The sequence below is a fragment of the Paenibacillus sp. GCM10027626 genome, assembly GCF_042676285.1.
GTDB lineage: Bacteria > Bacillota > Bacilli > Paenibacillales > Paenibacillaceae > Paenibacillus_Z.
Map to the genome: position 1 here is coordinate 103,039 of NZ_JBHTHC010000003.1, position 11,607 is coordinate 114,645.

Below are 11,607 nucleotides of genomic sequence, written 5' to 3' on the forward strand. Positions count from 1 at the left end.
TCAACTAACCTGCCCGTTAGCTTAACAACAGGCCACCGGGGGAGCCTATTGTATATTGTTGTACTATCGTTTCCCGTTAGCTTAACCCCAAACAGAAAACAGCCATCTCCTCCTCAGCGGACGGAAATGGCTGTTTTGACGGTACCGGGCGGACGTGTTTGCCGTCAGCGCGCCTTCGCGAGTTTCGTGCCGCGAACCGATGCCGCAGCGTATACGACAAGCGCTGTCCAGATGAGCGCGAAGCCGATGAGAAGAGCCGGCGAGACCGATTCCTTGAACACGAATACGCTCAGTAACAGCATGATCGTCGGCCCGATGTATTGTACGAAGCCGAGCGTGGACAGCGCCATCCGGGCGGCCGCTCGCGCAAAGAAAAGCAGCGGTAGCGCTGTTACCACGCCGGAAAAAAGCAGTTCGACGAACGTGGATACAGGTAGCGTCCATGCCGTCGTCTTTCCCACGGTGGCCAAATAGGCCCAGTAGCTGAGCGCAACGGGCAGGACTACAGCCGTCTCCGACAGCAAGCCTACAGAAGCGTCTTGTCCGATCTTCTTCTTCGCGAGGCCGTACAAGCCAAACGTCGTGGCCAGTGAGATTGAGATCCATGGGAACCGTCCGTAGTCAATGGCGATGATGAGCACCGCGGCGCCAGCGATGGCAATCGCGAGCCATTGGCCACGGTTTGGCTTCTCACGAAGGAAGACAACCGCAAGCAGCACGTTCACCAACGGGTTCAAATAATAACCGAGACTTGTCTCGACGACATGGTCGTTGTTGACCGCCCAGATGAAGATGAGCCAATTAGCAGCGATCAGCAGTCCGCTAGCGGTGAGCGACAGCAGGAGCGAGCGGCTAGCCGCAATCCGCTTCATGTCACCCCAGCGACGCTGGACGGCGACGAGAATACCCATGAAGACGAACGACCAGACAACCCGATGTGACAGAATCTCGCCTGCCGGTACATCGTTAAACAACTTCCAATAAAGCGGGAGAACCCCCCACATGATATACGCGATAATAGCATTGACCAACCCGTTGTTCATAATCAATTTCCCTCTTCTCACTCCGATGTCTTAACGGATTATACGCCTCGATCATCGTTTAAGTAAAGGGATTAATATTTTGGCCCAAAATAATATGTTACGGTATTGTATCACTTATTATAGGAAGGATGGTGTCTCGTGAATTTTGCTTCTGTACACATCATTATCGTCTCGTCGAGTTCTATGAGATAATCTTAGGTATTTCGGCGGAACGCCCCTCGCCTGTCTTTACTGAACTTGTTATGCCATCGTGCACACTGGCGATCGGCCACTCCCAGACGGTGCAGCTATTCGGCGATGTTTCCGCAGTGGCGGCCGACTGGAATCATTGATCATGGACCAGGGCCTAAAGAAAAGAGAGCCTTATAGGGGTCAGCAAGGGGATTGTCTCCGGAGAGGATAAGACTTTTGTTTACCTGGAGCCAAGGATTCGTGCTCAGGTGAAAATGAGGAACTGGACCAAGGCAAGGCTCCTTCGCGATCCAGTCTTCACACTGTTATAGTTTAGCTCGCATATTTAAAAGTGCAGTTTTCGCGCACATAGAACTCGTCACCTATTTTCACAACGAAATCTGTTATTTGGACGATCTCCCCACTGCCGATCATCTCTCGGCCCATAAACACGGCCACAGATCCAACATTGCTGAATGGAAATGGATTGGGGAAGTCAGGGGCTTCATAAATCTGCTCATCGTATTTCACCTCTTCCCGAAATATTACCATATTTTGAATGACTCGTTAAAACAAAAAAAGACCGTCCAATCAGGACGGCCGAGAAGAAGAAGTCATGGGAAAAGGTGTTTATTCTGAGTAATTACGATTAAATTTATACTTTATGCTATGTTAAATTCTAACGTTGATATTTAATCAGAAGAAAACCGCCTTGGTGAAAAGGCGGTTTATTGAGATATCGTATCCCGTTAGCTTAATCTATGGGTGCCCAGTTTAACAGAAAACTGATGCAAAGCCCCCGGTAGTCCTCTAAACATTAAAATTCCTTGGTTAACTAATATCCAAATTCTATAGGAAATAAATGAATACCCTACGAGTTGCCGCGATAAATCAAACACCCTAGCGACGACACTCCCGGCCTTGATAAACCCATTCTCATCTTGTTCTTGCTCTAGTTCAATGACTGACCTTATTATCACCTCGTCTAGGGCACTTTCATCACTGCCTCTAACAGTGCCTTCTTCCCACAAACGAAGCACATGATTTTCTTCCGCGAGCATTACCCATTCTGATTCATACCTTCTTCTTTAGCTAGGATCAAGTGGAACGCCTTCAGAATATTTTCTTACGATTGCCTGAAAATGCTCTCTATCGATTAAACCGCTAGCATAGGGAATAACTCCTTCTTTGTTTTGAAGCCCAGTAGCATTAAAGAGCTCCGTCACATTGACAACATTAACCGGCTTTTTTCGTTCTCTCAACAAATACAACACGAAGCGTAAGCCTGTTTGATCATGTGCATTATCCGCGCACCAAATGACGATGGTTTTATTTTCGGGAATGTTTTTCACTGCTTTTACCATATTGGCAAGCTGATGCTCTTGGTTGGAATGTTGACCATATCTGAAATCCCCATCGTATTCCATCAACCAAAAGAGCCTATTCTGCTGTCCAGTTGTTGTATCTAAGTGAGATATTGGTCCGACTGAAAACCATTCATTGAATGCTAAGACTTGACATGCTTCCGTTTGTCGATTTTACTGAGCGTTACTTTTAACGAACCTGCATCAGAGAGACTGAAAACAAGATGGACATATTGTTGGAGTTCATACGTTTGTAATTGATGGTTGCGAACTACATTTATATGACCTTGAAGTATGTTAACGAGTCCTTCTGCTAACTTTTTTTCTTCAATGCTACCGTCCTTACAATAGCGATCTACTGTATTCAATAAATTGTAAAAGAACAGCCGCAGGTCCTTTTCACCTAATTGATTTAGGCTTTCGTAGAACTTCTCCATGGATATCCTCCTCACACGACAATATCCACCAATACCACATATTAGAACTATCCTGCCCGTTAGCTCAATCGACGAGGGGGACGTGAAAAGAATCCGCCGCGGCGGATTCTTCTGCTGTTTTATTGAAATATCGTCCCCGTTGGCTTAGCGCGAAAAGACTATAAAATCATCAGATATACCCCAGCCTCACCGAGGAAATCGTTTCTTGTCAGTCCTTTTTCTCCAAGCATTATCCGATAATTCGTTATTGTGCCGTCATGTGAAATCATAAATACTTTGTTATAACTGTTTCCAAGCCATTCTAATAACTGTATTGCATATCCCTCGAAAACATCCTGGTTAATCCTATTAATTCCTTCTTTCCAGCAATCCAAAGTGAACTACCCCCACCTACGCTAACACTTAGAGGTGGAGGCTTCTAAGGTAATCGCATCTAACGGTACGAAATTGACTTAGCTATCGAGCCTGAACCATGCTCTAGAGATGAATTACGTCAACAACCGTAATCCTTCATTTTTGATATTGATCGCAGCGTTCCAATCCCGATCTAAAACGAAACCGCATTCACAACGAAAGGTACGCTCGGATAACGATAAGGATTCCTTTACTTGACCGCAACAGGAACAAGTTTTGGACGATGGAAACCACTTATCGATTTTGATCAACTGCTTTCCCTGTTCGGATAACTTGTAGTGAAGGAATGTGGTGAACATGCCCCACCCATTATCGGCAACGCTTTTGCCGAAGTTGAGCGCCTGTGACATGCCCTTCATATTCAGGTCTTCGATCACCACTCCGTCATAGGTTTGGGCGAGATGGCAGGACTTTTTGTGCAGAAAGTCTTTGCGTTGGTTTGCGATTTTCTCGTGAATCTTGGCAACGGCTATCCGTTGTTTATTCCAACGTGAGGAACCTTTCTTGCGTCTGGATAGAATGCGTTGTGCTTTGGCTAGTCGCTCTAATATCCGCTGATAGAATTGAGGGTAATTGGCTTTCTCACCCTCGCTATCGACATACAATTCAGCCATGGCAAAGTCTATTCCAACTACTGATTCGATTTGTTTGGGCGTGGTCTCAACCTTATATTCAATCAGAATGGACACATAGTATTTTCCCGTCGCTGTCATCGAGATGGTACATGATTTCATGATGTGTTCAGCAGGAATTTTTCTGTGCTGTTTGATCTTCACCTGTTTCAGTTTGGGTAATTGGATATAACCGTCCATAAGCTTGATGTTTCCATTGACCACATTGGTTGTATACGATTTTCTCGCCTTCTTGCTTTTGAAGACCGGGAAGTCGGCCGTCCCACTAAAGAAGTTTTTGTAAGCCTCCTACAAGTTGAGCTGCGCGTTTGCCAAGGCTAACGAATCGACTTCTTTCAGCCAACCGAACTCCTCTTTGTACTTGGCAGGAGTAGGGACTTTCTGTTTCTTCAAGGCATCTTTGTCGTCCTTGAATTGTTCGTATGTTTCCTTGCGGTCAGCTAGCATTTTATTATACACAAAGCGAACGCAACCGAACGTTTTACAGATCAGGGAGGCTTGTTCTTCCGTTGGATACAAGCGGAACTTATAAGCTTTGTTGGCCATCCCCTTTCACCTCACTTCATCCCCTGGTCTTCGATTTACTTCTTTATCACTTCAACAGGCGAACCGCCTGCTGTGAGGAGACAAAAGCTTCTTGACCAAAAGTATTCCTTCCACAAGTTTTTTCTCACCTGGGGGAATTCTTTCTTGAAGAGCCTGGAACTTGCGCTCTTGTATGCATTAATGAACTTCGTCATTGCAGTGTTAGGGTGGGCCTTGAACAAAACATGGACATGGTTCTGATCATGATTCCACTCGACGAGGGTGATATTGTAGCCCTCCGCCAGTCGCACAAACATATCTTTTGCATAATCAGATATTTCATCGTTGAATACATTTCTTCTGTATTTCACAACGAGTACCAGATGGTAATACAGCAAGAACACTGAATGATTGTTACTGTCTAATTTCACTGTTATATCAGTCCCTATACTTGATAGGACTGATTATCACAAACCAACGATAAAAAGCAATGCTTTCGGGCTGCGCCAAACCGAAATTCATCTCCACCTTATCATCAGGCTACGCCATTCACATGCTTGAAGGTGGAGTCTTCTTTCGGAAGATCGTTAAATTATGTTATTTCAATCCCCTTATCGCTCAATGGATTTAAAATTTCTTCATCACACATGCTGATATAGCAAACGCGTTTGAGGTTTTTCAAATGCTCAAATCCGCTTACCGATTGAACATCAAATTGGCCGTCTTCACCATCCCAGCCTGGCTGGATTAAGTGATAAATTTCATTTCCGCCATCAAAACACAGTTCAATAACTTTATCCAAATCTTGAAGCTCCAATTTCAAATTGCTGAAAAATTTCAACATTTCTTCGATTGGATCTGAAGCGCTATACCATTCAAACTTGTCATATTTCTCTTTTAGAATTTCTAACTCCGACTCAAAAGATGGAGATTGATTTAATAATGAATCAATCACAACCAACTTAAAGTTGAAGTCCTCAAATAAGCCTGTTGCGTCTTTATAAATATCCATTGAAAATCCTCCTCTGTTCAAAATATAAATATTCTCATCGGTATTGGCTAAGGGGCGCCATGACCGGCCAGCTGTCACGCAGGCTTACGATGCGGAAAAGCTCTTCTTCCGCTGCCTGACGTTCTTCCGCCGTCATGCGATCGAACAATTCGAGCGGCGGCCCGTCTTTTTGCTTCTCCCAGGTCGGGGCATCACAAAAAATAAGTGACAAAGCATCTAATCAATTTAATTTTACCGAATGTATGTTCGATTGTAAAGAGCGATTTTCGGACTATCCTCCCGTTACTTCAACGACAGAAGGCAGCCGATCCTTGGCCGGCATGGTGTTCAAAAAAGAAAAGTCATCGATTACGCAGCCTGAAACGAACCATTCATTAACTGCCGAAACGTCCAAATTGTCCGTGCTTGTGACCTTTAGTTATATCCATGCGAACGGTCGCGCCGTTTTTTGAAATGTCGATCATTTGCTTGCCTCGTATCTTCCTTTCCTTTCTCCGCTTCGACATAAGCCTCCAATAGCGGCCATATATCAAAATCGGTATAAAGGTATAGACTGCCAGCCAGTTCGTCTATTTTCTCACTGCCAAGGTCACTTTGATAGATTTGGTATATTTGAGCCAGGGTTTCAGCTTCTTTATCCGCTGAAATATGGCGTAACGCGTCGATCATTTTGTCAGCATAGCGCCCGGTGCCGTTTTCCATCAGACCGCCAATCCCATTCATCGCCAACTCGGTGTCCATGTCGATGATCCAAATAATATCCTGTATGAATTGTGGATAGGCGGACAGCGCGTCACGGTCAACCGGTTCATCGTAAATCCGGGACATAGACTGTATCACATCGTCCGCGCTCATGACGCTAATATTGCTCAAAACTTCGTCAATAAAGTTCATGTGGGGCCCCTTTTGCTATGCCACGCTCTCAATCCAACTGGCGAAACGCTTTTTCGATTGACTCCCTAACATCATTATTTTTCAACTGGGGATAAATCACTTGAAGCGCAGAACGGAAGGATTCCATCTGTACATCCGATAACCCTTGTGGATGATATGCAATACCATGCCACATTTGGCATAATCATATCCTCCTTTCGCCTATATTTGGCCGTCTATATCCTCCGCATTTTCATACCGCTGCACATATTGCTTTGTCCCTTCTCCTTGCAATAGCTTATCATCTCATAGCTTAATATTGTAGTACACGCTCGAGAACGCCCATCCTGCCATATGAACGAGCAATACAATCCCCAGGACAGGAGCTGCAGACAATTTCACACCGCATACCATCATGATGAATAGGATATAGATTACTACCAGCGTAATTTTCCATGCGGCTGCTTGAGATTTACTTGAAATGATATGAAATCTTTCATCAAGTCCCCTTTGACGCGCTGCTTGCTTGCGACCCCACCATAACCCGAGCAATCCTCCAAAAACGGCGAGCAGTATCATCAGTAAGACTCCAACCTGATCCAAACTCATGATTATTCACTCCCCTTGTCAAAAATAAATACATCTTCAATGTAACGATCAAACACTTTGGCAATTTTATATGCCAATTCTAAGGATGGATTATAACGACCATTCTCAATGGATATGATCGTCTGTCTCGAAACACCGACTCGTTCGGACAACTGTTCCTGTGTTAGCCCTATAGCTGCTCTTAAATCTTTAATGCGATGTTCCATCCAACCCCACCTCTATGTAAAACCAGCTTTACGTAAAGGATACTTTACTTTTAATTCAATGTCAAGCATACTTTACATTATTCACGTCGAATCGCAGCAGATCCGGCGGGAAGTTGCGGTCCGGGTTACTCCTGATGTACAGTGAAAATAAAGTAATAGACTGACATGGCGGCGCTGAACTAACGGGCAGTTTAGTTAAATAACTTCTCTTTGTTATACTATGTATATAAATAGGGAGGAGAAAAGAAATGGAAATAATATTAGCAACTAAAAATGAACTCCAATGGGTAAATGAACAGTATCAAAAAATAGGCTTTATGCCGAGTAATTTAGAAAATGAAACAATTGCAATAGTTACATATAAGGATAAATATGCAGGCGTAGGAAGAATTGTTTATCTTAATGAAGAGGAAGTAGAAATTGGCGGTATATATATATTGGATGAGTTCAGAGGACTATCGCTTGCAAATGGGTTAGTTGATTACTTAGTAAGAGAAGCTAGGAAAAGTAATTTAAAAGAAGTTTACTGTCTACCTTTTGAAGAGTTAAAGCATTTTTATGGAAAATTTGGTTTTGAAGAAGTTGACTATGAGGACAAACAAATTAACATTGATATATTAAAGAAGCTTCGATGGTGTTTAGACAACTATGAAAAAAAGGTTTTATTACTTAAATTATAACACTTCTTCTTCTTCAACTACTATGAAAATAGCTTACCATAGTCGCTCAGAGACGAAGTGTAGTTTCCTTAAATGGAAATTTCCTTTATAGGAAAGTTCGTCGTGTGGTATATTGAACTCAGTAAGTCGAATACGATTTGGTTACCGGGTTAGAAAGGAGGAGGAACGGTCGATGAATGCTGCGACGTTAAGCGCGCTTGCCGAGCCAAACCGGGTGAACATCGTGGAGTTGTTACGGGACATGGGAGCCCTCACGCTCGGGGAAATCGCTGAACGTCTCGGACTTCGGTTACCCCAGTCGTCCAAGCATCTCCGGGTGTTGACGGAAGCCGGGCTCGTCGATGTGGAGGCCGTAGCGAATAGGCGGATTTTCAAGATTCGTAAGGAGCGGTTTGCCGAACTGGACAAGTGGTCGCAATCGTTCCTGGAGGCCAAAGAAGAGCAATTCAGCCGATTGGACGCTCTTCTTAGCAAAGTACAGGAAGAGCAGAACGAACCTAAATGACGAAAAGATGAGAATTGTACATGCCCAAAACTTCGATTGTTGCGGAACCGAACAAACAAGAGGTTATCATCAGCCGGAAGTTTGAAGCTCCCCGGGAACTCGTATTCAGGATGTGGACGGATGCCAAATATCTTCCCGAATGGTGGGGTCCGAGCGTAATGACGACGATCGTGGACAGCTTGGATGCGAAAAAGGGCGGAGTTTGGCGTTATGTCCAGCACGATCCGGCCGGAAACGAGTACGCGCATAACGGTGTTTTTCACGAGGTCACGGCGCCGGAAAGACTTATCCATACGTACGAATTCGAAGGTGTTCCGTCTGTCGGGCTGGTCACGGTAACTTTCGAGGAATTGCCAGGCGGAAAAACGGAGCTCACAGGGACGTCTCTCTACCCGTCGGTAGAAATTCGTGACGGTGTACTACAATCGGGAATGACTGAGGGTGCAATCGAGCTGATGGATCGCTTCGCTGTTCTGCTGGCCAAGCATTCCTCGTAGGTATTTACCATGAAATGGTTCATTCGCATCTTGCAAGGACTTTTAGCCTCCGTCTTTCTTATGTCCGGGTTAATGAAGGTGTTCATAAGCAGCGAGGAGATCCGAACCCTCTATACGGAAACGCTCGGGTACGAAGTCGGATTCATGCGCATTGTAGGCGTGGTGGAGTCGCTTGCTGCCATTGGTTTGATTGCGGTTACCGTTGGCCTAAACTTGTGGTCTTCTCCTCCAGCATTCTTGTGATTAACATGGCCGGAGCCGTCGTTTCTACGTTGGTCTCGGGGCAGGGAGCCGCGTCTGCGGTATTGCCCTTCGTATTGCTAGTGCTTGCACTCCTCATGTTGTTTTACATTCGAGCTGCAACCGAGCGGAAGCCTTGACTCGATTATCTGAGCTGAAGTGGCTAGGGTTCTGTCGTGCAGCCATATTGGAGTTTACAATATCAACTAACGAATATGATAACACAAGACACAAGGCTGCCGGGATAATCGGCAGCCTGTTCAGCTATTGGGCAGATTAATTTAGTTACAAGTAAAGGGGATTAGTGGAATATAGAGAAGTACTAAAGAAGACAATCAGAAAATATAAGCTATGAAATTTGGTTCGTATTCGGGGAGGGTTTTCATTGAAGTACTTTTATGGAATAATGGCGGTTTTGGGAGTTGTGATACCGTATTCGCAATTTCTCCCTTGGATCATACAGAATGGTCTTGATTTGTCTCAATTAATAGGGGAAATAACACAAACGCGTATTGGATCATTTGCATGGATGGATGTTTTAGTATCAGCAATTGTACTTTTCGGGTTCATTTTCTTTGAAGGCAAAAGAAGTGGTATGAGGTTTTTATGGTTGCCGATTGTCTGTACGCTTGTAGTGGGTGTATCGTTAGGCCTTCCTTTATTTTTATTACTTCGTGAATTAAACAAAGAGAGGAAATTACATGGCTGAGCACATCAATTTGTTAAGCTAAAGGGAAACGTTAGTTCAATGAAACAGGACAGTCTAGGACTTTATTTTCTCGTCCTTGGCTGTCGCTGTTTCAATTTCTAGGGTCAGTCTAATACTTATTTTATGGAGTCTGATGGTATGGCAATTCGAAAAGCCGCGTGGAATAAAAACATCCAGTCTAATACTTTATTTTCCCCTGACACTTCCCCATGATTTTGCCCAATTATCGTTCTCCACTATTATTAGTTTTCCTGTTGTAGAGCCTATCTATAAAACGAACAAGCGCCGCGGCACGTAACAGCCAGCGTTCTTGCCTATTTCGAAAACTGCGGTTAACGCCCATTTAAGATACTCCGGCGAGTTTCGCCCCAAAAACCTTTGCCATCGCTTATGATACGGTTCTCCGTGCTGTCTTTAACGGCAAGTTTTAAGGCCATCCTTTGTGGGATGGCCCTTTCTTCGAACTCTCGTTATTTCAATTAATGTTTTCAGTTAGCAAAATCAAGTGATCTTTTTCCTAATAAATAAAATGGCTTATCATTCCCAAAATGGTGTGCCTGTAAATAAAAACTCTTCCCCATTTGCATACCTGCCAAATTCACGAGCTGCACACTTCTTCACATGCGTCGGCAGCCAATTGTTCGATTCAGGCACACCGAGAGCGTTCCTCATCCCGATTAGCACTAGTGCAATAAATGATGCTTCTATTTGTGTCACATGATCATTCGGTAACGGAAAGTGCTCTCCATACCAATCAAGGTACTGCTGTCTAGCATTGGGGTGAATAAAAGAGAATGTGATGGCCAAGTCAGTGAGAAAAAAACCGAATCCACTCGCGCCAAAGTCAATGGGATTTGCAACACCATCTATAAATACAATATTGGGAGGAACGATATCACCGTGCAATACGCCCCAAGTCAACTTATTTTTAGGAAGAGTGTCGAGCAGGTCCATTGCTTTTTCCCCAGCGGCTTCAAGTATCTGAACATCATCTGCATCTAATAGCCCTTCCCGCACCCCCTGCCTGATCAAATCCAGAGCATTCTGTATGCGTTCACGATTAACCGTTGGACGGATAAAGGATGAAGGAGGCTGCCACTTACTGGCATGATCGTGCAAAGCTGCTGTCATTTCAGCAGTGGATTTTAATTCTTGTTCATTGGTAAAGTACGGCTTTTGCTCGCCTGCCACCCAACTGATCATCGTGCAATTCATATCGCCCACCTGCGTAACATACGACCCTTGCTGATTGCGTTTAGGTACAGGGAGGGTGAGGCTAGTATCACGATTAAGCGCATCCAGCCATACCAACTCGGAATCCAGCACATCTAGGCTCGTCCACATCTTTTCAAGCGTATTGCTTTTAGATTCGTGAACACGCAGGCTGTATAATCCCCGACAGTTATCTTCAATTTTGAAAACCGCAGCACCGCTTTGAGCTATTGGCGATACGGATACAACGTTTAGATCGTACTGTGCAAGCGCATGCTGCGCAATGATTTCATTATCCATTCTGTTCACACTTTCCATAGGAAATCGCCCCCTAACACTAAGGTAATGATATGGTATAATTATAGGTAATGGTGGAAAATAGAGCCTTGCAAATCTTGCACAGAAATATCATGGTTGCCAGTATCTAAACGCAGGTTGGGCAAGTGATAGTTCCTTGCTGAAGTTCTGTCAACGCCTC

General features: G+C 44.4%; 17 protein-coding genes and 2 pseudogenes. 6 read left to right on the forward strand and 13 right to left on the reverse strand.

The features are described 5' to 3' along the window. Positions 1-164 precede the first annotated feature (164 nt). Complete coding sequence (gene rarD, locus ACFQ0N_RS07585) at positions 165-1,043, reverse strand: EamA family transporter RarD (protein WP_379324492.1); 879 nt, start codon at positions 1,041-1,043, stop codon at positions 165-167. A 128-nt stretch (positions 1,044-1,171) separates the two neighbouring features. Here rarD and ACFQ0N_RS07590 point away from each other — a divergent pair. Further along, positions 1,172-1,372: pseudogene (locus ACFQ0N_RS07590) on the forward strand (hypothetical protein); the annotation flags it as partial. 175 nt (positions 1,373-1,547) lie between these two features. On the opposite strand, the gene ACFQ0N_RS07595 reads toward ACFQ0N_RS07590, so the two are convergent. The 11 genes and pseudogenes from ACFQ0N_RS07595 to ACFQ0N_RS07645 all read right to left on the reverse strand — a co-directional run bounded on the left by ACFQ0N_RS07595 (position 1,548) and on the right by ACFQ0N_RS07645 (position 7,286). Then, complete coding sequence (locus ACFQ0N_RS07595; protein WP_379324494.1) at positions 1,548-1,766, reverse strand: hypothetical protein; 219 nt, start codon at positions 1,764-1,766, stop codon at positions 1,548-1,550. Positions 1,767-1,963: 197 nt separating this feature from the next. Continuing rightward, a complete protein-coding gene (locus tag ACFQ0N_RS07600; protein WP_379324496.1) occupies positions 1,964-2,275 on the reverse strand; it encodes a DUF3658 domain-containing protein in 312 nt (103 codons plus the stop codon). Positions 2,276-2,302: 27 nt separating this feature from the next. Then, positions 2,303-2,692, reverse strand: a complete 390-nt coding sequence (locus ACFQ0N_RS07605; RefSeq protein ID WP_379325377.1) for a DUF1835 domain-containing protein — start codon at positions 2,690-2,692, stop codon at positions 2,303-2,305. A gap of 29 nt (positions 2,693-2,721) precedes the next feature. Then, positions 2,722-3,015: a hypothetical protein gene (locus tag ACFQ0N_RS07610; protein WP_379324498.1), complete on the reverse strand. Its 294-nt coding sequence runs from the start codon at positions 3,013-3,015 to the stop codon at positions 2,722-2,724. A gap of 488 nt (positions 3,016-3,503) precedes the next feature. Further along, a pseudogene (locus ACFQ0N_RS07615) lies at positions 3,504-4,607 on the reverse strand (RNA-guided endonuclease TnpB family protein). Between the two features lie 35 nt (positions 4,608-4,642). Then, positions 4,643-5,017: an IS200/IS605 family transposase gene (gene tnpA / locus ACFQ0N_RS07620; protein ID WP_379324500.1), complete on the reverse strand. Its 375-nt coding sequence runs from the start codon at positions 5,015-5,017 to the stop codon at positions 4,643-4,645. 161 nt (positions 5,018-5,178) lie between these two features. After that, complete coding sequence (locus ACFQ0N_RS07625) at positions 5,179-5,598, reverse strand: DUF6892 domain-containing protein (RefSeq protein WP_379324502.1); 420 nt, start codon at positions 5,596-5,598, stop codon at positions 5,179-5,181. A 34-nt stretch (positions 5,599-5,632) separates the two neighbouring features. After that, positions 5,633-5,809: a hypothetical protein gene (locus tag ACFQ0N_RS07630; protein ID WP_379324504.1), complete on the reverse strand. Its 177-nt coding sequence runs from the start codon at positions 5,807-5,809 to the stop codon at positions 5,633-5,635. 203 nt (positions 5,810-6,012) lie between these two features. Continuing rightward, positions 6,013-6,492: a DMP19 family protein gene (locus tag ACFQ0N_RS07635; RefSeq protein ID WP_379324506.1), complete on the reverse strand. Its 480-nt coding sequence runs from the start codon at positions 6,490-6,492 to the stop codon at positions 6,013-6,015. A gap of 285 nt (positions 6,493-6,777) precedes the next feature. Continuing rightward, positions 6,778-7,080: a hypothetical protein gene (locus tag ACFQ0N_RS07640; protein ID WP_379324508.1), complete on the reverse strand. Its 303-nt coding sequence runs from the start codon at positions 7,078-7,080 to the stop codon at positions 6,778-6,780. A gap of 2 nt (positions 7,081-7,082) precedes the next feature. After that, positions 7,083-7,286: a helix-turn-helix transcriptional regulator gene (locus ACFQ0N_RS07645; protein ID WP_152392882.1), complete on the reverse strand. Its 204-nt coding sequence runs from the start codon at positions 7,284-7,286 to the stop codon at positions 7,083-7,085. Between the two features lie 248 nt (positions 7,287-7,534). Here ACFQ0N_RS07645 and ACFQ0N_RS07650 point away from each other — a divergent pair, with 248 nt between their 5' ends. The 5 genes from ACFQ0N_RS07650 (at position 7,535) to ACFQ0N_RS07670 (ending at position 9,917) form a co-directional block, all read left to right on the forward strand. Then, positions 7,535-7,966, forward strand: a complete 432-nt coding sequence (locus tag ACFQ0N_RS07650) for a GNAT family N-acetyltransferase (protein WP_379324511.1) — start codon at positions 7,535-7,537, stop codon at positions 7,964-7,966. 172 nt (positions 7,967-8,138) lie between these two features. After that, the gene (locus tag ACFQ0N_RS07655; protein ID WP_379324442.1) at positions 8,139-8,471 is read left to right on the forward strand and encodes an ArsR/SmtB family transcription factor; all 333 of its coding nucleotides are present in this window, start codon (positions 8,139-8,141) and stop codon (positions 8,469-8,471) included. Between the two features lie 20 nt (positions 8,472-8,491). After that, a complete protein-coding gene (locus ACFQ0N_RS07660; protein WP_379324513.1) occupies positions 8,492-8,968 on the forward strand; it encodes an SRPBCC family protein in 477 nt (158 codons plus the stop codon). Positions 8,969-8,977: 9 nt separating this feature from the next. After that, on the forward strand, positions 8,978-9,211 hold the full coding sequence (locus ACFQ0N_RS07665; RefSeq protein WP_379324515.1) for a DoxX family protein: 234 nt from the start codon (positions 8,978-8,980) through the stop codon (positions 9,209-9,211). Between the two features lie 382 nt (positions 9,212-9,593). Continuing rightward, positions 9,594-9,917, forward strand: a complete 324-nt coding sequence (locus ACFQ0N_RS07670; RefSeq protein WP_379324517.1) for a DUF2834 domain-containing protein — start codon at positions 9,594-9,596, stop codon at positions 9,915-9,917. A gap of 537 nt (positions 9,918-10,454) precedes the next feature. On the opposite strand, the gene ACFQ0N_RS07675 is transcribed toward ACFQ0N_RS07670, so the two are convergent. Then, positions 10,455-11,447 (reverse strand): phosphotransferase enzyme family protein, encoded by a 993-nt coding sequence (locus ACFQ0N_RS07675; protein ID WP_379324519.1) that lies wholly within the window; start codon positions 11,445-11,447, stop codon positions 10,455-10,457. Between the last annotated feature and the right edge of the window lie 160 nt (positions 11,448-11,607).

What these genes read in the sequence shown, in the direction of transcription:
- ACFQ0N_RS07655 (WP_379324442.1), top strand. Translation starts at nt 8,139, where the DNA reads ATGAATGCTGCGACGTTAAGCGCGCTTGCCGAGCCAAACCGGGTGAAC.
- ACFQ0N_RS07640 (WP_379324508.1), bottom strand. Translation starts at nt 7,080, where the DNA reads ATGAGTTTGGATCAGGTTGGAGTCTTACTGATGATACTGCTCGCCGTT.
- ACFQ0N_RS07635 (WP_379324506.1), bottom strand. Translation starts at nt 6,492, where the DNA reads ATGAACTTTATTGACGAAGTTTTGAGCAATATTAGCGTCATGAGCGCG.
- ACFQ0N_RS07645 (WP_152392882.1), bottom strand. Translation starts at nt 7,286, where the DNA reads ATGGAACATCGCATTAAAGATTTAAGAGCAGCTATAGGGCTAACACAG.
- ACFQ0N_RS07600 (WP_379324496.1), bottom strand. Translation starts at nt 2,275, where the DNA reads ATGCTCGCGGAAGAAAATCATGTGCTTCGTTTGTGGGAAGAAGGCACT.
- ACFQ0N_RS07675 (WP_379324519.1), bottom strand. Translation starts at nt 11,447, where the DNA reads ATGGAAAGTGTGAACAGAATGGATAATGAAATCATTGCGCAGCATGCG.
- ACFQ0N_RS07625 (WP_379324502.1), bottom strand. Translation starts at nt 5,598, where the DNA reads ATGGATATTTATAAAGACGCAACAGGCTTATTTGAGGACTTCAACTTT.
- ACFQ0N_RS07595 (WP_379324494.1), bottom strand. Translation starts at nt 1,766, where the DNA reads ATGGTAATATTTCGGGAAGAGGTGAAATACGATGAGCAGATTTATGAA.
- rarD (WP_379324492.1), bottom strand. Translation starts at nt 1,043, where the DNA reads ATGAACAACGGGTTGGTCAATGCTATTATCGCGTATATCATGTGGGGG.
- ACFQ0N_RS07650 (WP_379324511.1), top strand. Translation starts at nt 7,535, where the DNA reads ATGGAAATAATATTAGCAACTAAAAATGAACTCCAATGGGTAAATGAA.
- ACFQ0N_RS07610 (WP_379324498.1), bottom strand. Translation starts at nt 3,015, where the DNA reads ATGGAGAAGTTCTACGAAAGCCTAAATCAATTAGGTGAAAAGGACCTG.
- ACFQ0N_RS07665 (WP_379324515.1), top strand. Translation starts at nt 8,978, where the DNA reads ATGAAATGGTTCATTCGCATCTTGCAAGGACTTTTAGCCTCCGTCTTT.
- ACFQ0N_RS07660 (WP_379324513.1), top strand. Translation starts at nt 8,492, where the DNA reads ATGCCCAAAACTTCGATTGTTGCGGAACCGAACAAACAAGAGGTTATC.